This window comes from Rhizobium sp. TH2, from assembly GCF_024707525.1.
Taxonomy (GTDB): Bacteria; Pseudomonadota; Alphaproteobacteria; order Rhizobiales; family Rhizobiaceae; genus Rhizobium_E.
The window spans coordinates 1-19,832 of record NZ_CP062232.1 but is presented as its reverse complement, the minus strand read 5'-3'; the positions used below and the strand labels follow the sequence as shown (position 1 = coordinate 19,832).

Below are 19,832 nucleotides of genomic sequence, written 5' to 3'. Positions count from 1 at the left end.
GAGATCCCCTCGGCCAGACAGTCGGGTTCGCAATGCCTTGTCGCATTCCCGGGTCGCCCTTGAGGAAACATTCCTAGATCAGTCCCACCAATCGGAGAGGGGATGAGCACAGGAAATGAAAAGCGGCTGCTTCATCACGTAGCGAATTCGAGAACTTGCGCGAAATCGTCGAGAGTGTTCCCCCAATAGTCCGGTTGGAGGGGCGAAAACGGAGACAACGCTCAAGCGCAACCGCCTGGCCATGAGTTCCATTGCATTCACACCGCGTGTCCTGCGCGACGTCAGCGCCGTCAGCGCCGTCAGCGCCGTAAACCTCTCCGTTGAGCACGTCGGCCGCAAGCTGACGGCATCACCCGCTCCCGTTTTCGCCACACGAGACGCGAGTTTTCGGCTCGGTGGTTCAATCCCTTGTCCGATTGGTGCTCGACTGTGGGTATGATCTTTGCAGCGCCGTAGGAGCGAAGCTTGTCAGTGACGATGGGCTCGGAAAGGCATCCCTGCTTCTTCATCAGCCGGATCAGAAGGCGCCTGGCAGCCTTGGCGTTGCGGCGAGCCTGGACGATTTCGCCGAGCACATGGCCATCCTGGTCGATCGCACGCCAGCGCTAATGGCAGCCCGTCATGCCGACCAGATGGGCTCACAGCTAGTCCTGCTCGTCACCATCGGCGCCTTCTTCCGCGAACGCTTCCCGCGCAAGCGTATGCCGGCTGAGCAGTCCGGCATCTTCCAGCCGCTCGATGTCGGGCAGGTCCCGCAGCGTCTCGAGACCGAAGACGGACAGGAACTGCCTCGTCGTGACGTAGGTATAGGGGGCGCCCGGCGTCGGGCTGCGCGGGCCGGAGGCGATGAAGGCGGCATCGCGGAGGCCGGCAATCGTGTCGCGGCTCACCTCCTTGCCGAACATTTTCGACAGTTCGCCGCGTGTCACCGGCTGAAGGTAGGCGATCGCCATCAGCAGCGCTGCCTCATGTTCGGAGAGCAATGCGGACGCAGAGCGTGTCGGCGCGTGCGAGGCGCGGATCACCGGACCATAGGCTGTACGGCTTCGATGCTGCCAGCCGCCAGCAACCGCGACGATGTCATAAGGACGGGCACGAAGCTCCTCGCGCAGGTCGTCGATCAAGAGATCGATGCTGCAGTCGTTGCCCACCACGCGCACCAAGATCTCGCGGCTGACCGGCTCGGCAGAAGCAAACATCACCGCCTCGGCCCGCAGCATCCATTCGCGCCAGCGCAAATCCGGGGGCAGGTCCTCCAGCTCGCGATCAATGAGGACATTGTCCTCGGACCTCGTCTTGCTCCTCGCTCTTTCTGCCTTTGATGCGCTTGCTCCGGCCATGATCACAACCCATAAATCCGGAACGATGCCCGGCCCGAGAGTTCACGCACGGCGCCAAAACTTTCGAGCCGCTCAAACAAGCGCCGGCTGGCCCAGCGCGACAGTTTGGATCCGGGCGCCGCGGCCGACACGGCGTCCTCGGCGAGCAATTGGTGGACCACGATCTCCGCGCCCTTGGTCCGGACCTTTGGTGCAATCGCCTGCAGCCTCTCTGCGCGCCCGGCAATCTCACCAGCACTTCGCAGTGCCGCGCCGGCGCCCGTGACCAGCGCCAGGCACACTGCCCGCTCAAACCCATCGTCGCCGGGCCGCAACCGCCCCCTGCCCCCGATCGTGCGGAAGGCCGCGCCATAGCGTTCGGCCATCATCAGCGGCAGGCAACATTCCCAGCCGAGTTTTTCGCCCAAGAGCCGGTCGGCCAGCCACCAGGCAAGGATCTCGGCATCCGGCTGTGCCGAGCAAATTTGCGTCACCAGCGCGGCGACCGCGAACGGCACGGCACGCCCGGACTGCACCGCACCATCGAAGATGTCGACGATTTCGCTCATCCCCTCCCGGCGCAACCCCATCAGCCCCGCGAAATCTTCCAGAAGTTTGCTGCCGACCGTCTGCCTTTTGCCTGCCAGCTTTTGAAAGGCCAATAACACGGCTCCGGCCGGCCCCGGATCGTCGCCGGGCGCGGTGAGCAGAACGGTATCCCGAAGCGCTGCTTCTGCCTCCTTGCGGCCGAGCAACCGGGCGGCGGCAGCGGCGCATCGCAGTGCCTGGCGTGCACGCCAACAGCCGGCCCAAACGGGCTCAGTACTGACGAGATCATCCAAGGATTTCAAGGCAATGCCCGCAGCGAAAGCAGCGTCGAGATCACTGGAATCCCGCGCGCGCGACAAGGCCCAGTCTGGCAGGTGGGTTGACCAGGTCGATGCCGTCAGGGCGTGCTTCAGGGGCGAATCCATACCTGGAAACATAAATCATAAGAGCAGTTCATGCCATCAATTTCACGTTAAACCGCACTGCTCGTCGAAAATAAATAACGTCCGATAATGTTGCATTATCGGATGTTTTGCTCTTTATATAGAGAATGGCCCAAATCAGCGACCAGAACACCGAAAATCACGCCGAGGCGAGCGCAGCGCCGTCTGACAGCACGGCGCATTCTGGTGATGTTTCCGCGCCGGACGCGTCGGCCGGGAACAGTGGTCTCCCTGCTCCTCCGCCGCAGGCGAGCGCTAGCCTGCCGGCGCACCTCGAACAACTGGCCGATCGCGCCCGCGTTTATGTCGAGGCCGCCAGTTCCACCAATACCCGCCGCGCCTACGCTTCCGACTGGAAGCATTTCGCTGCCTGGTGCCGGCGCCAGAATGTTGCGCCGGTGCCTCCGGATCCGCAGGTCGTCGGCCTCTACACCACCGCCTGCGCATCGGGGACGGCGGAACGCGGAATGAAGGCCAATTCCGTATCGACGATCGAGCGCCGCCTTTCGGCGATCAGTTGGAACTGTGCCCAGCGCGGCACGCCGCTCGATCGCAAGGACCGTGCCATCGCTACCGTAATGGCTGGCATTCGCAACACCCACGCGTCGCCTCCCCGGCAGAAGGAAGCCATCCTGCCGGAAGATCTGATCGCCATGCTGGAAACTCTGGATCGGGGAACCCTTCGTGGCATGCGCGACCGCTCCATGCTGCTGATCGGTTTTGCTGGCGGCCTCAGGCGTTCGGAAATCGTCGGGCTCGACCTCGGTCGCGACCAGACCGAGGATTCTTCGGGCTGGATCGAAATCCTCGACAAAGGCCTGCTGGTGACACTGCGCGGCAAAACCGGCTGGCGTGAGGTTGAGGTCGGGCGCGGTTCCTCCGACACGACCTGCCCGGTCGTTGCCATCGAGACCTGGATCAAGTTTGGAAAGCTCGCCAAAGGTCCCCTGTTCCGCCGCGTCACTGGAAAGGGCAAGGATGTCGGGCCGGACCGCCTCAACGACAGGCAAGTCGCCCGTCTCGTCAAGGCGGCGGCGCTGGCCGCCGGTGTTCGCGGTGACCTCAGCGAAGGGGAGCGGGCGGCGAAATTCTCCGGCCATTCGCTGCGCGCCGGGCTTGCCTCTTCGGCCGAGGTCGACGAGCGCTATGTGCAAAAGCAGCTTGGCCATGCCAGCGCGGAAATGACCCGCAAATATCAGCGTCGGCGCGACCGCTTCCGGGTCAATCTCACCAAGGCGTCCGGGCTGTGAAGAATTCCACTACCCTATTCGGATGGCGCCCCTCGTTCTCGTTGTCGTCGCTCGGAGGCCCTTCGATCTCTCCAGTCATCCCAAATCACTGGCTCCGAGCTCACGACTTTGAGATCAGCGGGAGCGAAACTCTCAGTAAAGAGAATTAGATTCTGGCACGGCCAGCGAGCACTTGGTGCCAGGATTCCATCGAATCCCAGGAATGCAGCAGCGTCCCCGATTTCCTGTGTTCGCTGATAGGACAGCGACCCATAAGTCTCGACGGTCACACCAAGTGTCTTTAACTCAGCCAAATTTGCTATTCGCAGCGTTCTTTGCGTACGCACCGATATTCGATGTAAAATCGACCGAATCTTTGAGGGGAAGACTGGCTGGCGGCTCAAATGAAAATGAATCTCTTCAAGCGAACCCTCCTTCTCCAGAGAGGTGTAGAGCACGTCGAACGACCCTGGATCCCAACGTGCCCCAGCGGGGTAGCCAAGCAAAGGCTCTCGTTCTTCGCGGACTATGCGCCACACATCTCCTTCGAATGACACGCCTTTATGCGTCTCAAGCAGATCAAGCAATTCTAGGTCTCGCGCCCGCCGCTCCACACTCAACCTCAGACGTAAGCGCCGGCGTCAAGACGCTCGATCACGGCCAAGACCTCCTGAGTTCGGTCGGCATTTATGAGATCGATTGCCCGTTCATTGTTGAGAAGCGAATGACGCGAGTGCAGCCAAAGCCGTGTTTCGTCTGCGGTGTAAAAATCAGAAAGACGGTCAACAACGTACCGCAAATCCGCAATCACCGTCTGGGTTCGAAGGTTTGGCGAGCCATTGCCATGTGACCACCGCGACACCGTCGCGGTCGATACATCCACAATGTTGGCTATGTCTTTGCCCTGAAGTCCTCCGCGAGACCGGAGATCGTCCAGAATTCGTGCTACAGCTGTGCTCATGTCGTTACCTGCCGTGCGAAGCAACGCTCGCACGCCTCCCCTGTCGCCGCGGTGGGATAGGAGCCCTTGGTTGGCCGGCAATTGTGCCGTTCAAGGACTCCAGAACCGCATGCATTTTTTCTAGCCGCTCACTACTGCGTTGCAGCACAGCAGACAAGCCTTCATCTGACACTTCAAGCTTCGCAGCGGACCGCGCGATCCGTTCGGCAGCAGCGAGCTCCTTTTCAAGAAAATGCTGAGAACGTCGTGCTTCGGGTACAGATGACAACTCCCCGATTTGACGCGCGCGCTGACGCAAATAGTGCGCCTTGGGATTCTTTAGGGTGTCGCTCAAACCGTTCGGACAGCAAGACCGATCATGGCAAGCTAACAATGATCTCGCTCCCTGGGCCGCCATCAACGCGTCAACCTGCTTTACACTGAGGAGGCGATCCAGCCCGCTCATCAGAACACGCTTCTCACGACCTCCACCACCAGACTGGGGTGGCTTTGCCCAATCGCTGGCATCGAACCGCTCCTTTTCGGCAACACCGTGGCAAATCCCGCCAGCCGCGCCAAACGCGGCAATGGCGACACCGACAAGACCTCCAACGCCGTCGGCGACGATCGGCGTCTCCAACCTATGAAAGTCCATCATTGCCGCGATATATCGGCGCAATCCGGCAGGGGTGGCGTCGGCGCCGAAGCCCGAGACCCTGAACCATAGATTTTCGAAAGGCACATTTTTTAGCGACGCAATGAACGACCGTCGCTGGGCCGGGTCACGTAGGGAAGCATTCTTGATCATTAACGGATAGTCGATGCCGATATGCTTCCCGCCTTCTGCATCCAACGCTCGGCGCAATGACGCAGCGGCCTCACAATCAAGTGCAAAGAGCTGATCTGTGGAACTTTCAAGAACGTGGGCCGGAGCCTGCACAGCGTGGAAGCCCTGCTTGACCGCAAACCTGGCTATTTGCCCGATGACGTCTCGGTTTGCGTTTGGCCGTAGATCGTCTGGGGTGAGGACACTTTCAGGATTCGCCCAAGGCGCCGCCTTGGCGGCACCACCGAATCGACCGATCGACGAGAGCTCCGCGACGTTAGTATCCAAGATCAGCTCGCCGCCAATCTCCGCGAGGGCAGTAAGAAGATCCTGTTGCCTAGTAGCGGCTGACGCTTCGACGACTACCCTGTCAACCATCATCCTTCCGGAACCCAGAAGGGTTTCGAGCTGCCGATGGCCACTCGTTCCGACGCGCAGGAAATGGCCGACGGGTTTCGGCTGGCCGTGCAGATAGACTATATTTTCGTTCATCCTTTTGCTCCTGCCACAAATTACATTTCTGTTTCACACAAGTCAAGTCATGAAATCAAAATGTAATTCCGAGCCATCACTATCGATAGGGATCATGTATCGATAGTGATGGCTTTTGCCACCCGGAACGGCTAGAATCGATGCAAATCACGGCCGTGTCGGCCGGTTGGAAAGCTAATTTTGCAAGCCCACGTCATTCGCCTACGCTTGAGCAAAGGGCAGCACATCGCTGCGAACGTCGCGCAACTCGAGGTCGGCCTTTCTGAGAAGCACGATGATCCGGAGCATGCTTGCTCCATTGAGTGCAAGCCTGCGTGGTTACCGCTTAGACCAGTGGCCAAATCAAGACATCGTTGGCAGGCGCTCTCGATGACGGGAGCGGGTGTTCCCGCGGTCGTTGAATATTCGACCGAAGCAGTTCGCTCGGGCACAATGTACGGACTCCTGCCACATTCGCACTCGTCAAGACGGACAAATGGGAGTAGTCTTTATAGATCGACAGCATGAGAATTCGGGCTAACGAGCAGGAATTGGATGCTTCCATCTCCTGCTCGGGAGGATGCGCCATGGCAACGGATCATGCCGAACGGCGGCTGGTCGCTGTTCTTGCCGCCGATGTAGTAGGGTACTCTCGACTTATCGAGGCCGACGAAGCAGGCACTCTCGCGGCGATGAAGACACTGCGGACAGCGGTGACGGATCCTCTGCTTGACGAATATCACGGGCGCATCGTCAAGCTGATGGGCGACGGCGCCATCATTGAGTTCGGTTCCGTGGTCGATGCCGTGGCCTGCGCGGTCGAAGCACAGAAGCGCGTTGCCGCCGCCCAGGTCGGGACGCCACCGGAAAGGTTCATCCGCTTCCGGATGGGCATCAATCTTGGCGACGTGGTCGTCGATGGCGACGACCTGCTTGGCGACGGCGTCAATGTCGCCGCACGCCTCGAACAGCTATGCGAACCCGGCGGCGTCTTCGTATCCGGCACGGCCTACGACCAACTGCAGGGGAAGCTCGGACTTCCGCTAGAATTTATTGGCGAACAGCACGTCAAGAACATTTCAAGGCCCGTGCGCACCTATCGGGTGCAGTTCGAGGGTGCGACCCGGCGCCGCCCCACCCATACAAGGCAACTGCGATATGCGACCGCGGCCCTCGTGCTGCTGGCTGCCGGCGCCGGCGCGTGGTGGTTCCAACCATGGACAGGCGACGTCCGGACGGCAACCGCCGACCGCCACGTACTGGCCCTGCCTGACAAGCCGTCTCTTGCCGTGCTGCCGTTCGACAATCTGAGCGCGGATCCCGAACAAGCTTATTTCGCGGATGGAATGACCGAGGATCTCATCACCGACCTCTCCAAGCTGTCGGGCATTTTCGTCACCTCCCGCAACTCGACCTTCGCCTATAAGGGCAAATCGACGAACCTGCGGCAGATCGCCGAGGAACTCGGCGTGCAATATGTGCTGGAAGGCAGCGTCAGGCGACAGGACGATCAGGTGCGCATCAACGTTCAGCTCATCGATGCGCGCGGTGATCATCATATCTGGGCAGACCGCTACGACGCCGCCATGGGCGAGATTTTCTCGGTCCAGGATAAGGTGTTGCGCCAGATCGTCTCCGCGCTCACCGTCGAGATCACATCCGCCGAGCGCTCGGTGTCGGAACGGGTCGAGACAGTCAATTCCGAGGCTTATGACCGGCTCCTGAAGGGGCTGGGCCACTTGCGCAGTGAGAGCGAAAAGGAGACGCTGGTGGCAATCCCGCTGCTCGAGGAAGCCGTAAGGCTCGATCCCAATTATGCCCGCGCCTATGCCGCCCTTGCGCTCGCAAACTGGAGAATAGCCTCCTCCGGTTGGGAATCGGCCAATCTCCATTTCCAGAAATCGATGGAGAAGGTCTATCAGAACCTGACGCTTGCGATGCGCAAGCCGAACGCGCTCGCTCACGCGGTCTCGGCGGAAGTGCTGGCCAAGCAGGGCCATTATCAGGAGGCGCTTGCGGCGATTAGCAGTGCCCTGAACCTGGCGCCTCAAGATGCCGACATCTATGTCAGCAAGGCGCGCATCCTGAATGCAACGGGCAAGGCCGAGGAAGGTGAGAAGACCGCCCGCGATGCCATGCGGCTCGATCCGCAGTATCCGCCCGGTTTTCTCAGGGTGCTGGCTCTTTCGCTCTTCAATCAGCAGAAATACGAAGAGGCGCTCGAGGCCTATAGCTCGGTGGTGGAAAAACAGCAGGACATCCCGGACGATTATGCGACGATCGTGTCCATCCTGGGCCATCTTGGCCGCAAGGAAGGCGTCAAGGAAAACATCGGTCGATATGATGCGATCACGGTCCCTGTGGGCTATTCCCCGCTGACCGTGCAGGAAATGGGTTGGTGGTGGTATGGCGATGCGTTCAATTACCACAGGCCCTATGTGGAACAGATGCAGGAAGGCCTTCGCAAGGCCGGCGTGCCCTCGGGGGCCGGAACCGACCTCGCCTTCGACGAATATGCCCGCCTGGTCAACAAGACCAACGGCGAGTACAACGTCACCGGTGCCAGGAAGATAGACGCGCAAACGACGAAGCGGCTGCATGACAGCGGAATCAAGCTCTTCGACGTCCGCAGCGAGGTCAGTTTCGCGCGCGCCCATGCGTCCGGCGCGATCAACATTTCCGTCACCACCGCGCTGACGAAGGATGCCTTGGCCAAGGCCACGCTGCGCAAGGACGAAGGGATCATCTTCTCCTGCCACGGCAAATATTGCAGTGACTCGGCTTATGCGTCGGCCAAGGCGCTGGCTTGGGGATATACGACCGTCTACCATTTCGCGGGCGGTTTCCCCGCTTGGGAAGACGCGCGCTACCCCATCGAAAGCGATACGGCAAATCAGTAATGCTATAACCTAAACTGTTTTGACGCTTAGTGGGTCGACCGGCTACGCATCGCGTCCTCATGGCCGGCCGACTTGGCTGAGCCGCTCTATACCTGGCTTGATTGCCTACCCTCCGGTAACGAACGCGAGATCAGAGCGGAAAAGGCTGGCGGTACGACGACACCGCCTAAGCTGGGCTCAATGGGCAAATGAACTTGTATCTCCTTTGGTAGACTTGGTCGCCGTTGGGAAGTAGGAACCTGCATGGTGTTTGAAGAACACATGGTCTTCGAAGCGCTCCAGCGCGTGGCTGCAAGTCAAGGGTCGATAGACATGGTCATCATCGTCGAAGAACGCTAGAATCTTTGCAAATCACGGCCGCGTCGTCCGTGCAAAATCTTCGGACTTCGCCATGGTCAAACGCCCCCTGCCCGCCATCCCCGCCGACGCTGTGCTCAAGCGCTCCGCGGAGCTCGATGCCCTCGACGCCATCCTGCCGTTCGACCGGCGTGACCAGCTCGCCGAAATCCTGACCGACGACGATGTTGAAACCCTCAAGCATCTCGCGTCCGAAGGCATGGGCGACAACACGCTGCGGGCGCTAGCATCCGATCTCGCCTATCTCGAGGCCTGGGCCGTAGCAGCGATCGGTACTCCCCTGCCCTGGCCGGCGCCGGAGAGCTTGTTGCTCAAATTCGTGGCGCATCATCTGTGGGACCCAATCCGCCGCCAAAGCGATCCGGCGCATGGCATGCCAGCGGAGCTGGCCGAGCATCTCAAGACACGCGGCCTGCTCAGAACCGACGGGCCGCACGCGCCGGCGACGGTCCGGCGCCGGCTGACCAGCTGGTCGATCCTCACCCGCTGGCGTGGGCTGACCGGCAACTTTGGCACGCCGTCGTTGAAAAGCGCGCTGCGGCTCGCGGTTCGCGCCACCGGACGACCACGGCAACGCAAGAGCAAGAAGGCGGTGACCGGCGATGTGCTGGCCAAATTGCTGGCGACCTGCAACAGCGATCGCCCGGTCGACGTAAGGGATCGCGCCCTGCTGCTGCTTGCCTTTGCCTCGGGCGGGCGCAGGCGGTCGGAGGTGGCTGGGCTCCGGGTCGACGATCTGATCGAAGAAGATCCGGTGCCAACCGATCCGAAGGTTGCAGACTCGCCAATGCTGCCCTGCCTCAGCATCCATCTCGGCCGCACCAAGACCACGACGATCGAGGACGACGCCACCGTTCTGCTGATCGGCCGGCCGGTGGTCGCGTTGAGGGCCTGGTTGACGACCGCCGGCATAGACAGCGGGGCAGTGTTTCGAAAGGTCGATCAGTGGGGCAATCTCACCCGCCGGGCACTGACGCCACAGTCTGTCAACCTGGTGCTTAAAACCCGGGCCGCCCAGGCCGGGCTGGATGTCACCCTCTATTCCGCCCATGGCCTGCGCGCCGGGTATCTCACCGAGGCTGCCAATCGCGGCATCCCCCTGTCCGAGGCCATGCAGCAGTCGCAGCACAAGTCCATCGCCCAGGCCGCAAGCTACTACAACGAAAGCGAGCGTAAGATGGGGCGGGCGGCGCGCCTGATCACTTGATTGCCAAGCGCATTCACCGATCATCAGCCTTGCGAACCTGACTAGACTGCAAGAATTGCAACGGTCTGCTGATCCGCGTGTGAAGGTGCGGGCAGGGACGTTGCTCCTGTCGCCTCAGCGACGAGCAGTCCGCTGCGGAACAATGCGAAGCGCTAAACGTTAAGTTAAGCTGGAGTACATCACGAGGAACTACGCCCGTGCTGGTGGCTCCCAGGAGACGTTAATGGATATCACCACCCTGCTTATCATAGCTCTTATAGTTATTGCCCTAGGCGGCGGCTTTTATGGCCGAGGCCGCTGGTATTAAGCGACACCCTTGATACTTGTGCCCCAGGAACTGCGCGAACACAAGTGACGCAGCTAGCGGCGGCCTTGGCAGCCGCCATCTGCGCCTCTGCGCGGGCCGCCCTTCGGTAACCCCGGCCAATGATTGTACTCAGCTGTCCCGGCGTATTCGGCGCGAGATAGAGATAGCAACGTTTCAACAGCACTAAGCTCACTCGGGGTCGGAGAGTGGCGTCGGGTTACTGCGTTCCTCCACTTCGGCGCGGTTCCATTCAAGGAAGAGGCTGTACGCGACCGCAAGCAATGTCGGTCCGAGAAAGATGCCGACAAAGCCAAAGGCGACGACGCCGCCAATGAGTCCGAACAGGCCCAGTAACACAGGCAGGTTGTTGGTCTTGCCGAGGATGTAGAGTCTGATGACATTGTCAATGCCGCTAACGAGGAGCAAGCCCCATGCAGCGACGAAGATGCCCCACCCAACGGCTCCCTGCACAAGAAGCGACAGCGCCACCGCCCCCCACACAAGCGGAGGGCCGATCGGCACAAATGACAGGACGAACGTCAGGAAACCAAGCAGCACCGCCTGAGATATCCCAGCGACCCAGAATCCAATGCCGGCCAAGAGCCCTTGGGCGAGTGCCGTGCCGATCAAACCGTATATGACCCCCTTTACGGTCGTGCCGACCACCACAAGCAGCTCTCTGGCCCGAGGTCCGGCGAATCTTTCACCCACCGCGCGCACGTAGGTCGCCATGCGCCGGCCGTGAAGAAAGAAGAAAAAGGCGATGAATACGCTCAACGCGAGTTCGAGGAGCCCGACGCCAAGCACCGCACCGCTGGCTACTGCTAGATTAGTGGCGGGGCCGATCAGCTTCTTGAGTTCAATGGTGAACGCGGGCGCATTGTGGGCCAAGCTCTCCCAATAGGCAGTTAGGTTCTCGCCAATGACCGGAAGTCCAGCGATCCAACGCGGCGGCCTTGGAGGGCCTTGCTCGAGAATCTGGTTCGCAGCCGTGAGCAGGTTGGCTACGCTGTCCGTCAACGTCGGCACCATGACGGCGAACGGCGCGATGAGAACGAGCGTGACCAGCAATGTCATCATGGCTGCGGCCAGGCTCTTATTGCCACCGACTGCCCGCTCGCACCTCTGGTAGACCGGCCATGTCGAGAAACAGAGCACCGCCGCCCAGAGGATGGCTGAAAGGAAGGGTTGAAGCACGAGAGCGCACCCGAACGCAAGGAGCAGAAGGGCGCCGATTCCGAGAATTTGTTCAATTGGCTTGCCGAGAGGTATCATACCCAACCTTTCCAGTAGCTTCTTCGGCTAGGTAGATCGCGGTGATGTTTGAACTCCGGCGATCAATCCATCGTGATCGCCTCTTGGCTTCAGTCGCAATCGGGTGCGAAGCAGAGCGCTAACTCATAAACCTCCCTGCCGACGTTTGCGAGATTCTGCTCCGTCTCTGACAGCCGACGATGATTGCGGCGAACGGCATGATGTAAGGCCAGCGGACGCATAAGGCAGAAACGCGCCGCTAACGATCCCGCCCGGCCTTAGCTGGGCGTGATCGTCAAGACTCGGAACGACAGGATACGACCGCACTTTGCGGCCGCGACCTAGTCGGCGGTGACCTCATCTTTATGTGCGGCGAAGGCTGCCAGGACTTCGGACTTTTCGCGTTCCGGAACATTGAAGAAGTCCAGACTCCGTCCGAGTTCCGCTGCTACCTCATCGAATTCTACAGGGGTGATCCGGAGATCCCGGTGTGCCTCCTCAAGGCCGAGTGGCGTCGTGCCGGGCTTGGTGGCCGAGAACTGGAAGGGCCCACCCGAAACGTCGCAGACCCAAAGTGTCCGCATGAACTTGAGGCCGGGCAGCCTGCCCAAATTCTTGGTGTGCCATTCCCGCAGCTGCGGATTCTTGGACTCCTGGCCGACGACGGGGTTCTTCACAACGGCGTCGCTGAAGTGATCCACCACCGCCGCGATGGCAAAGACACCGCCCAGCCGCTCGTACAGACTTTTCTCGTGTGTGGTTTGGTTGGCCTGCCCGCTATCGGTGCCCGCTAAAACGGCCACGGAGGCGGTGGTCAGCGTCAGCCCTGCGACTACGCTTCGTCTTGTAATAGAAGTCGAAACAACCTGTGTCATGGCGACCTCCTTCGTGATGAGAGAATGCTAGGCCCATTTACAACAAGCCGTCAATTCAAGTTTGATCACTTTCTCCGGCAACGAACCAATTGAAATCGACTGGATTTTGATTGGGTGCGAAGGCACCTCCACATATCCGGCATCGACCAGATCGACGTCGGATCCTACCTGACGAAACTTTGCAGCAGCTTGGCGCCCTCGATGATCAGCGAAAGCCAGCCCATTGCCATCAATGTGATAGCGGACGAAGGAAGGATCGGGTCCGACAAGGCGATCGTTTCGGAGACACTAGCGACCTTCACGCCGCAATTGCAACCCGGCGTGTGAATTTCTTTGGTGACCCGGTGGTCATGATTGGAAACTGGATGAGATCGATCCTGGTCGGTTCAGGGCCAAGAACGTTGGCTCGGTATGAAGCGGCACTAGCTATTCGCGCCGGCGGCTGGGTTGCTCTCGGTGGCCAGGGCGGGCAGATCTTCGAAGTCTCGGGGGGAGATTGCCTCCTTCTTCCCGCGCACTGTCGGCTGAACGCGAGCAACGATTTCCTGGTCATTGGTGCTTATCCTCCCGACCAGACCGCCGATATGAAAACGATGCACCAAGCGAGACCGATCTCATCGCGATCCGAAACTGCGTACAGCCGGATCCTGACCCGGTCACTTCGGGTGCAGGCACCTTGGCTCGGCTGTGGCGAATGCAATTGCGGCACCTGGCTGCGGGCGTTTTGCACGGCTGAACGCAACTGTCATCGATCCGAAACAAAACCGTCGTAAAAGCCCGATCTTCTCATTGCGGCCTTCCCTCCTGTCCGGCCCTCTGAGATGTTCCCCGCGGGCCGCGCCCATGCGACCCGTCCTTGGCCGCTTCGTGCGGCCATTTTTTTGACTGACGGATGCCCGGGCGCTATCTCACACCCGTACATCTCAGTCGGTCGATATCATTCCGACTGGCATCGGCTTGCCCAATGGGCCACCGCGACCTTTGATCTCCTGGTCGAAGAGGTCCTTCACCGCGATGATCTGGCCGGGGGAAAAAATCGTCCCGTCGTTCCACAGCATCCAGGGTTCGGTCGCCGGCGGGTTTGGCTCCTGAAGTCGGGCGTAAATCTCGCGAAGTGCTTCGATGGCATGGGTGTATTTGACCGATGCCATATCGGTTTCAAACCGCGACGCTTCCGGTTGCTCGGAATATGGCTCAAGCCAAAGGACGCTGCCTCTTCTATCCCAATCCATCGCAAGACCCTCGGGTTTCAGATGAACCATAAAGCTTCGAGCCTCGCAGTCGGTTCCCGCTCATCCAACAAACGAAAACAACGTCAAATGCCCTCGCCGCACGGACTGCCTTATGGACATCCGTGATTATGGTACAAGACAGCATGCCAATGCCGAATTTCTCAGCTTCCGTAACGCCGACGCCGCCCGATGCAACACCCCTCGATGAGCTGCTCGATCGCGTCCAAAGGGCAACAATCGCCTATTTCTGGGAGGGTGCGCATCCCGTCAGTGGGCTTGCCTATGATCGACGGTTGACCTGGGGTCCGGCGCGGAATGATCTCGTTTCGATCGGTGGTTCGGGCTTTTCGTTCCTGGCAATCATTGTCGCCGTCAGTCGGGGCTGGATCGATCGCCGGCAAGCGATTGAACGAATGCTCGGGATGGTCGCTTTTCTAAAGAAGGTGCCGCGCTTCCATGGCGCATTCCCGCATTTCATCAACGGCGCAACCGGAGAGGTCGTCCCCTTCTCACGTCGCGACGATGGCGGCGACCTCGTGGAGACGGCCCTCCTTCTGCAGGGCTTGATTTGCGCTCGGCAATATTGCAACGGCGAGGATGCAGGCGAGCGTCTGCTACGAACATTGATCCAAGAATTGGTCGATGAGGTCGCGTGGTGTTGGTACGCGCCTAAGCCATCCAAGCCGCTGTATTGGCATTGGAGCCCAAAGCATCAATGGAAGATGGCGCTTCCGATCACGGGTTGGAGCGAAGGTCTGCTCGCTTACGTTCTCGCGGCCGGTGCGCGACAACACGCAATTGACGACAGCGTGTTCCATCACGGTTGGGCCGGAAATGGCGCCTTGCTGAATGGCAACAGCTACTATGGCCACATCCTGCCAGTGGGCCGACCGTTCGGAGGTCCGCTTTTTCTGGCGCATTCCTCATTCTGCTGCCTCGATCCGAGACGGATGCTGGACCGATATTGCGACTACTGGGAACAGAACGTCGCTCATGCAGAGATCCACCACGCGCATGCCATGGCCAATCCGAACCAGCATGTCGGCTATTGCGCGGCATGTTGGGGACTGACATCGTCGCATGGACCGAGGAAGTATGTAGCCAGCGCGCCAGACAATGATTTTGGCATTGTTGCCCCGACGGCGGCACTCTCAAGTTTTCCGTATCTGCCGGCAGCAGCCGAAGCTGCGTTGAGGCATTATCTTGCAGTCGCCGATGGCCGGCTGTGGGCCGCTACGGTTTCGTCGATGCGTTCGCTGCCAATGGCCAGTGGATTTCGAAGAGCTATCTCGCCGTAAATCAGGGGCCGATCGTCGCGATGATCGAAAACCGCCGATCAGGGCTTCTGTGGGATCTTTTTATGGACGCACCTGAAATCAGGCTTGGCCTGGAGAGGCTCGGAATAAGTGGCAGGAGAGACAGTCCTTCTTATGACACGAGATAGCCAAGTTCCCGCGCGCGTGATCGTGGCGACCTCGATCGGAGCGTATTATCGAATTGGTCGACCGCCCCTTATCGGTTGGGGGGCCGCCCGCACCGTGAAAGAGACGGATATATCGATACCGCGGGTCTTTGTTGCAGAGGAAGCTACGACAATATCTTCGCTTCGTGTGCCGCGCACATCCTGAAGCACGGCCGACGCCCAGAGCCCGGTGAGGGTCGCTGCTACTGCAATAACCGAGTTAATCACGTCCATGATACCTTGTCCCGAGGTTGATCGTTCGTGTTGGCGCCCTGATAGAAACGATTTGTTTCATTAGAGCGACATTCGTTTGTATGCGAATGACCTTCGTTTGGTCGGCGTTCGAACCTAAGACGCCGCATTCTAACGTCAATTTGCCCAGGACTTTGAAACAGGAGAAATGTCCGCTGACGAGATTCGACCTTTTCCCACAATCGCGTCTTCCATCATCAACTCGTTTCATGGCTTCAAAAAACGTCCGCCAGTTGTTATCCAGACAGTCCGATCGACATTCGATGAGGCCGGGCCAATGTTTCTGGACGCAGACGATATCATTTCATTGCATAGCCAGATTTCTGAGCTTCAGCGGGCTATTACCCAGCAGGAACGCTTTCTTGCCGAATTGCAACGGCTTAATGAGCCTACGGCTCTGGCAGCGAAGTTTCTGGCACGATCGCATACCCGGCTCTCGGAACGACAGAAGCGTTTGGCCAGGCTGACCGACGCCGCAGCAAATGAGGACACCTGACGCGGAAGTGCCGATTGCATCTAGATGCACCGCCACCTCTTGACGCAACATGTCACCCCTACCGAGAGATCTGAGATGAACGATGAGCCCCTGACCGAAACCATGTCTATCGAAAACCGCAGCGACTTCGCTCAGTGGGCGATCGAACGATCACGCGCCATTGTTGCTGAACAAGGCGGCAATCTGGCACTCGCCGCGCGTGACATGGAGGAAGATAAGATCGCAGAAACGGCCAACCTACTGGGTCAGGCAATTGTCGATGCGCTGCTCGAAGTTTTCGATGGCCTCCTGCCCGAGGACTAGCGTCGCGCACCACGCGCATCGCCCTCACCCCGTCCTTGGCAATACCATCCCATTCGCCCGCAACAGCGCCATCAACATCGGACCCAAGGAAAACTCGCCCTTCCTCGCCCGTTCGGTCAGCGATCTCAAATAGCCGCCGGCAGAGTTGATATGCCCTCCTCGTTCGAGAATACTCGCCATCACGGCGGCGGCGTTCTCCGGCCCCATCACCTCGCAGGCTTGCTGATAGGCCGACGGGCTGACCCCCAGCATCGACCGCACTACCACCGCGGCGGCCATCAGATCGCGCCAGCTGCCTATTTCCCCTCCCTTGCCGTACATGACGATTTCCGGGCAGGCCTTCAGCACCATACCCAACGGAAAACTTTTTAGCTCAGGTTTTGCCCCCTGCTCTTTTTCGGAGCGAGGTTCAAGATCATGGGTAGAGTCGGGATTTGAATTCTGTATGTGACGCCCAAAATGGTCATCATTGGCGTCCGTTTTTTCCGATTTTAGCTGCATTTCCAGAATGTTGAGGATTTCCGAACGCAGCATCTGCATGTCGTCGAGGATTTGCTTCAGATTCTCGGACGTTGGAGAGCGGGGAAGCCGGCTCACCTGGTTGATATACATTCCCTCGATCGCGTCCCAATCGCCATCGGCACCCTCCTCCATGGCTGCCGTGATCAACTTGCGGACATCTCGCCGGCAGATGGTCAGAGCTTCCTTCAGCCGTCTATGCGTGGCCCGGTCCGCAGCGATCTGCTGGGCAAGTAGAGCAAACTCGTCAGCGCGTGCGAGCAGCGGTATAAGATCGAAACCAAACGCAGTCTCAATGTCGCCCGCTCGATCTTTCCTCGCGTAGCGTTTGCCATTCGGACTATCCTGCCGAACGATGATGCCCGCCTCCACAAGAGCCGCCAGGTGCCGCCTTAGGGTCGTGCCAGCGATGCCGTGCGCCCGGGTCGCCAACTGATTGTTGGACGGAAAAACGATCAACTGGCCTTCATGCTGCAGCTCCGTCTCCGGATAGAAACTCAGCAGCGCATTGAGCACCGTCAAGGAGCGGTCTGGGATACCGAGCAGATCTCGAGCCTCGCAAACATCTCTGAAGATCTTCCATTTGTCGGCCGAGCGGGCAGGGGGCGTCATATCCATTTGCTGCCGCACAAGGGTAAGCTTCGCCGGCCGCCGCCCGAAAGGCGTCGTCACACTTCCAATCTGCATTGTCTCTCACCCTTCAAAAGGCAAAAGAAATCCGCTCACCAAAACGGTGTCCGTTGATCTTGACAATGATTCGTGGAGGTGCGATCTTTCGGGTGCTTACTTCGAAGGAGGCTTCCACGACGGGAACGTTTGGGGGCCTTTTTCTTTTGCTCAGTTCTCTCCTTGTTCAAACTCTTCGATGAGCGCCGGCAATCGGCTCTCGACGAACTTTGCGAACGCTCGGCCACGCTGGCTCGAGGCGCTGATTTTCAAATCGAGCTGACCCGCTTTCACCGCAGGCTTTACCTGGGCCTTCATAACGTTGAAGACGAATTGGAAGCGTTGGTCAGACGAAGAAATGTTGCCAGCTGGCACCATTTTACGAGCACCATCGACCCGCTCGGGATGCAGTTCCACCAGCTTTGCCAGCTCCTGCCACCGAGGACGCCCAATCTTGGGAGCCCTTCCGATCGCCTCAATCAGGTCTATCGGAAGCGCTGACCACACACCCCGAAGCCGAGCCAGTTCCTGACGACCGACCGCAAGGGCGGCCTGGATCTCGCGAGATTTTACACCCGCCTCCTCCATTCGCTTTGCGAACAAGGCCCGCTCGATCCAGCTGAGATCCTGGCGAGCGGCATTCTCGACGCCCTGGGCCACAGCAAGGTCGGCATCGGAGATCTCGATCACGATCGCCTTGACGAGCTTATCCAGATCCTTGGCGGCTCGAACGCGGCGATGCCCGTAGACCGTTTGATAGCGGCCCTCAGCGACGGGATGCGGTCGAACCTGAACGGGAACCTTCTGTCCATCTTCGGCTATCGACTTTTTGAAATCTTCGAAGGGCTGCGGGTCATCGTCCGGTAGCCGGTCGGGGAACGGGGAGGGATCGATGAGATTGGGATCTAACTCGCGAACGCCGCCTTCCCGCACCTGGACCGCAAAGTCCTCGATGGAAGAGATCATCGCCTTGGCTGCGCCATGAGCGATATAGCTCTCCTCGGTTCGGCGGCCTTGCCCGTGGGTTATGTTCGCAAAGATGTCTTTCCGTGCCATTAGCGCCCCCAAGCCTTATTGATCAGTTGGAGGATCTCGTCGTTCACCGCGTCAAGCGCCTCTCGCGCCCTGTCATATGTCTGGGGCGTGAATTGGCCACGCTCGACCTCATAAAGGGTCTGCTTGGTTAGGCCCGCGTCAGAGACCGCTGTGGACTTCACCATTTGGTGCTTCAGCATGTCTTCGGTAAACATAGCCTGCATCAGTCCAACCATCTGCTGCTGAGGAATGTCGGTGGGCTCGTAGCGGGTGATCAGATAGCGGAACCATTCGAGCCGCAGAGGGACACCGACCTTTTCGAGCGGTCCAAGGATACCACCGAGCATGGCGAGGAACTGCGCCATCGACATCACGTCCATCATTTGGGGGTGGATCGTGATCAAGGCCGCTGTGGCCGCAGTGAGTGCGGTCAGGGTGAGATAGCCCAGCTGGGGAGGGCAATCGATGACGACAATATCATAGCGGCTGTCGATCTCATTGAGGGCCGTGATGATCCTCGTCCAGAAGAGCTTACCTTCCTTGGAGTTCGGACCATGCATCGCGAGTGGCGTCTCGTATTCGTATTCCTGCAGCTCGAGGTTCGCAGGGACGATATCGAGGTTGGGGAAATTGGTAGGCTGGATCACATCCTTGATCGAGCAGCGTTGATCGTCGAAGCGCAGTGCCTCGTAGAGCGACGGCTTGTTGTCGAGTTCCGGCTGGATGCCATACATGGAGGTGAGGGAAGCCTGCGGATCGAGATCGATGACCAAGACCCGATGCCCTTTCAGAGCCAAGTACTGGGCCAGGTGCGCCGCAGTGGTTGTCTTACCCGAGCCACCCTTGAAGTTAACGGCGGCTATGACCTGCAGCTTTTCGTGGAGTTTTCTGTGAGGAACACGATTAGTAATCTCTCGCAGTTCGTGGATCTTCTCCAGGCTGTATGAGCGTCGGCCTGCTGGTGTCACCGTCGTGGGCTTCACGCCCTTGTCTCGCTCAAGCTTCTTGAGGTAGCTTCCTGACACACCGAGGATTGTCGCAGCTTCGGTAAGGCCGAACTCGCGGAGCGTCTTTTGGGCGTTCGGCGGGAACCGTTGGGTCCGCAGCATGTCCAGCGTCGTGGAGATCTCGCCGCTATGATCGAGAATCCTCCCGATGAAATTGAGCTTTGGCGCTGCTGTACCAGTCAT

The 19,832-nt window shown here is 59.3% G+C and carries 20 protein-coding genes and 1 pseudogene; 9 read left to right on the top strand and 12 right to left on the bottom strand.

Going from position 1 to position 19,832, the window contains the following annotated elements; genetic code table 11:
- Positions 1-241 precede the first annotated feature (241 nt).
- Positions 242-439: a hypothetical protein gene (locus IHQ71_RS32125; RefSeq protein WP_374990079.1), complete on the top strand. Its 198-nt coding sequence runs from the start codon at positions 242-244 to the stop codon at positions 437-439.
- Here IHQ71_RS32125 and IHQ71_RS29005 read toward each other — a convergent pair.
- The 3 genes and pseudogenes from IHQ71_RS29005 to IHQ71_RS28995 all read right to left on the bottom strand — a co-directional run.
- Positions 348-602, bottom strand: a pseudogene (locus IHQ71_RS29005) (DDE-type integrase/transposase/recombinase); the annotation flags it as partial. The gene IHQ71_RS32125 and the pseudogene IHQ71_RS29005 overlap by 92 nt on opposite strands.
- A gap of 42 nt (positions 603-644) precedes the next feature.
- On the bottom strand, positions 645-1,340 hold the full coding sequence (locus IHQ71_RS29000) for an SMC-Scp complex subunit ScpB (protein ID WP_258163150.1): 696 nt from the start codon (positions 1,338-1,340) through the stop codon (positions 645-647).
- A 2-nt stretch (positions 1,341-1,342) separates the two neighbouring features.
- Complete coding sequence (locus IHQ71_RS28995; RefSeq protein ID WP_258163149.1) at positions 1,343-2,293, bottom strand: DUF1403 family protein; 951 nt, start codon at positions 2,291-2,293, stop codon at positions 1,343-1,345.
- A 125-nt stretch (positions 2,294-2,418) separates the two neighbouring features.
- Here IHQ71_RS28995 and IHQ71_RS28990 point away from each other — a divergent pair, with 125 nt between their 5' ends.
- A complete protein-coding gene (locus IHQ71_RS28990) occupies positions 2,419-3,561 on the top strand; it encodes a site-specific integrase (protein ID WP_258163148.1) in 1,143 nt (380 codons plus the stop codon).
- Between the two features lie 14 nt (positions 3,562-3,575).
- Here IHQ71_RS28990 and IHQ71_RS28985 read toward each other — a convergent pair whose 3' ends face one another.
- From IHQ71_RS28985 to IHQ71_RS28975, 3 genes are all read right to left on the bottom strand, one after another.
- On the bottom strand, positions 3,576-4,079 hold the full coding sequence (locus IHQ71_RS28985; RefSeq protein ID WP_258163232.1) for an RES family NAD+ phosphorylase: 504 nt from the start codon (positions 4,077-4,079) through the stop codon (positions 3,576-3,578).
- Between the two features lie 83 nt (positions 4,080-4,162).
- Positions 4,163-4,501, bottom strand: coding sequence for a hypothetical protein (locus IHQ71_RS28980; RefSeq protein ID WP_258163147.1), 339 nt, complete (start codon positions 4,499-4,501; stop codon positions 4,163-4,165).
- A 4-nt stretch (positions 4,502-4,505) separates the two neighbouring features.
- Positions 4,506-5,798 carry a hypothetical protein gene (locus IHQ71_RS28975; protein ID WP_258163146.1) on the bottom strand — a complete coding sequence of 431 codons (1,293 nt, stop codon included), beginning with the start codon at positions 5,796-5,798 and terminating at the stop codon, positions 4,506-4,508.
- Positions 5,799-6,364: 566 nt separating this feature from the next.
- Here IHQ71_RS28975 and IHQ71_RS28970 point away from each other — a divergent pair.
- Both IHQ71_RS28970 and IHQ71_RS28965 read left to right on the top strand, forming a co-directional pair.
- Positions 6,365-8,677, top strand: a complete 2,313-nt coding sequence (locus IHQ71_RS28970; protein ID WP_258163145.1) for a rhodanese-like domain-containing protein — start codon at positions 6,365-6,367, stop codon at positions 8,675-8,677.
- A 391-nt stretch (positions 8,678-9,068) separates the two neighbouring features.
- The gene (locus IHQ71_RS28965) at positions 9,069-10,241 is read left to right on the top strand and encodes a site-specific integrase (RefSeq protein WP_258163144.1); all 1,173 of its coding nucleotides are present in this window, start codon (positions 9,069-9,071) and stop codon (positions 10,239-10,241) included.
- Between the two features lie 496 nt (positions 10,242-10,737).
- Here the strand turns inward: IHQ71_RS28965 and IHQ71_RS28960 are convergent, their stop codons facing one another.
- Together IHQ71_RS28960 and IHQ71_RS28955 are read right to left on the bottom strand one after the other, a co-directional pair.
- Positions 10,738-11,823: an AI-2E family transporter gene (locus tag IHQ71_RS28960; RefSeq protein WP_258163143.1), complete on the bottom strand. Its 1,086-nt coding sequence runs from the start codon at positions 11,821-11,823 to the stop codon at positions 10,738-10,740.
- A 320-nt stretch (positions 11,824-12,143) separates the two neighbouring features.
- Complete coding sequence (locus tag IHQ71_RS28955; RefSeq protein WP_258163142.1) at positions 12,144-12,677, bottom strand: group 1 truncated hemoglobin; 534 nt, start codon at positions 12,675-12,677, stop codon at positions 12,144-12,146.
- Between the two features lie 114 nt (positions 12,678-12,791).
- On the opposite strand from IHQ71_RS28955, the gene IHQ71_RS28950 reads away from it, so the two are divergent.
- Positions 12,792-13,004, top strand: coding sequence for a hypothetical protein (locus IHQ71_RS28950; protein WP_374990078.1), 213 nt, complete (start codon positions 12,792-12,794; stop codon positions 13,002-13,004).
- Between the two features lie 596 nt (positions 13,005-13,600).
- Here the strand turns inward: IHQ71_RS28950 and IHQ71_RS28945 are convergent.
- On the bottom strand, positions 13,601-13,828 hold the full coding sequence (locus tag IHQ71_RS28945; protein ID WP_258163141.1) for a hypothetical protein: 228 nt from the start codon (positions 13,826-13,828) through the stop codon (positions 13,601-13,603).
- A 503-nt stretch (positions 13,829-14,331) separates the two neighbouring features.
- Between IHQ71_RS28945 and IHQ71_RS31945 the strand changes: the two genes are divergently transcribed.
- The 4 genes from IHQ71_RS31945 to IHQ71_RS28930 all read left to right on the top strand — a co-directional run bounded on the left by IHQ71_RS31945 (position 14,332) and on the right by IHQ71_RS28930 (position 16,422).
- Complete coding sequence (locus tag IHQ71_RS31945) at positions 14,332-15,207, top strand: glucoamylase family protein (protein WP_374990077.1); 876 nt, start codon at positions 14,332-14,334, stop codon at positions 15,205-15,207.
- Entirely contained in the window at positions 15,135-15,353 is a 219-nt protein-coding gene (locus IHQ71_RS32120) for a glucoamylase family protein (protein WP_374990076.1), read from the top strand. Before IHQ71_RS31945 ends, IHQ71_RS32120 begins: the two co-directional genes overlap by 73 nt.
- A gap of 418 nt (positions 15,354-15,771) precedes the next feature.
- Complete coding sequence (locus IHQ71_RS28935) at positions 15,772-16,119, top strand: hypothetical protein (RefSeq protein ID WP_258163140.1); 348 nt, start codon at positions 15,772-15,774, stop codon at positions 16,117-16,119.
- A gap of 75 nt (positions 16,120-16,194) precedes the next feature.
- Positions 16,195-16,422, top strand: coding sequence for a hypothetical protein (locus IHQ71_RS28930; RefSeq protein WP_258163139.1), 228 nt, complete (start codon positions 16,195-16,197; stop codon positions 16,420-16,422).
- A 24-nt stretch (positions 16,423-16,446) separates the two neighbouring features.
- On the opposite strand, the gene repC is transcribed toward IHQ71_RS28930, so the two are convergent.
- The 3 genes from repC to repA all read right to left on the bottom strand — a co-directional run bounded on the left by repC (position 16,447) and on the right by repA (position 19,832).
- Entirely contained in the window at positions 16,447-17,628 is a 1,182-nt protein-coding gene (gene repC / locus IHQ71_RS28925; RefSeq protein WP_258163138.1) for a plasmid replication protein RepC, read from the bottom strand.
- Positions 17,629-17,778: 150 nt separating this feature from the next.
- Positions 17,779-18,663, bottom strand: a complete 885-nt coding sequence (gene repB / locus IHQ71_RS28920) for a plasmid partitioning protein RepB (protein WP_258163137.1) — start codon at positions 18,661-18,663, stop codon at positions 17,779-17,781.
- Positions 18,663-19,832: a plasmid partitioning protein RepA gene (repA, locus tag IHQ71_RS28915; RefSeq protein WP_258163136.1), complete on the bottom strand. Its 1,170-nt coding sequence runs from the start codon at positions 19,830-19,832 to the stop codon at positions 18,663-18,665. Before repA ends, repB begins: the two co-directional genes overlap by 1 nt.

Excerpts from the sequence above, each read along its gene's own strand:
- IHQ71_RS32125 (WP_374990079.1), top strand. The coding sequence starts at position 242 with ATGAGTTCCATTGCATTCACACCGCGTGTCCTGCGCGACGTCAGCGCC.
- IHQ71_RS29000 (WP_258163150.1), bottom strand. The coding sequence starts at position 1,340 with ATGGCCGGAGCAAGCGCATCAAAGGCAGAAAGAGCGAGGAGCAAGACG.
- IHQ71_RS28995 (WP_258163149.1), bottom strand. The coding sequence starts at position 2,293 with ATGGATTCGCCCCTGAAGCACGCCCTGACGGCATCGACCTGGTCAACC.
- IHQ71_RS28990 (WP_258163148.1), top strand. The coding sequence starts at position 2,419 with ATGGCCCAAATCAGCGACCAGAACACCGAAAATCACGCCGAGGCGAGC.
- IHQ71_RS28980 (WP_258163147.1), bottom strand. The coding sequence starts at position 4,501 with ATGAGCACAGCTGTAGCACGAATTCTGGACGATCTCCGGTCTCGCGGA.
- IHQ71_RS28975 (WP_258163146.1), bottom strand. The coding sequence starts at position 5,798 with ATGAACGAAAATATAGTCTATCTGCACGGCCAGCCGAAACCCGTCGGC.
- IHQ71_RS28970 (WP_258163145.1), top strand. The coding sequence starts at position 6,365 with ATGGCAACGGATCATGCCGAACGGCGGCTGGTCGCTGTTCTTGCCGCC.
- IHQ71_RS28965 (WP_258163144.1), top strand. The coding sequence starts at position 9,069 with ATGGTCAAACGCCCCCTGCCCGCCATCCCCGCCGACGCTGTGCTCAAG.
- IHQ71_RS28960 (WP_258163143.1), bottom strand. The coding sequence starts at position 11,823 with ATGATACCTCTCGGCAAGCCAATTGAACAAATTCTCGGAATCGGCGCC.
- IHQ71_RS28955 (WP_258163142.1), bottom strand. The coding sequence starts at position 12,677 with ATGACACAGGTTGTTTCGACTTCTATTACAAGACGAAGCGTAGTCGCA.
- IHQ71_RS28945 (WP_258163141.1), bottom strand. The coding sequence starts at position 13,828 with ATGGCATCGGTCAAATACACCCATGCCATCGAAGCACTTCGCGAGATT.
- IHQ71_RS31945 (WP_374990077.1), top strand. The coding sequence starts at position 14,332 with ATGGTCGCTTTTCTAAAGAAGGTGCCGCGCTTCCATGGCGCATTCCCG.
- IHQ71_RS28935 (WP_258163140.1), top strand. The coding sequence starts at position 15,772 with ATGTCCGCTGACGAGATTCGACCTTTTCCCACAATCGCGTCTTCCATC.
- IHQ71_RS28930 (WP_258163139.1), top strand. The coding sequence starts at position 16,195 with ATGAACGATGAGCCCCTGACCGAAACCATGTCTATCGAAAACCGCAGC.
- repC (WP_258163138.1), bottom strand. The coding sequence starts at position 17,628 with ATGCAGATTGGAAGTGTGACGACGCCTTTCGGGCGGCGGCCGGCGAAG.
- repB (WP_258163137.1), bottom strand. The coding sequence starts at position 18,663 with ATGGCACGGAAAGACATCTTTGCGAACATAACCCACGGGCAAGGCCGC.
- repA (WP_258163136.1), bottom strand. The coding sequence starts at position 19,832 with ATGACTGGTACAGCAGCGCCAAAGCTCAATTTCATCGGGAGGATTCTC.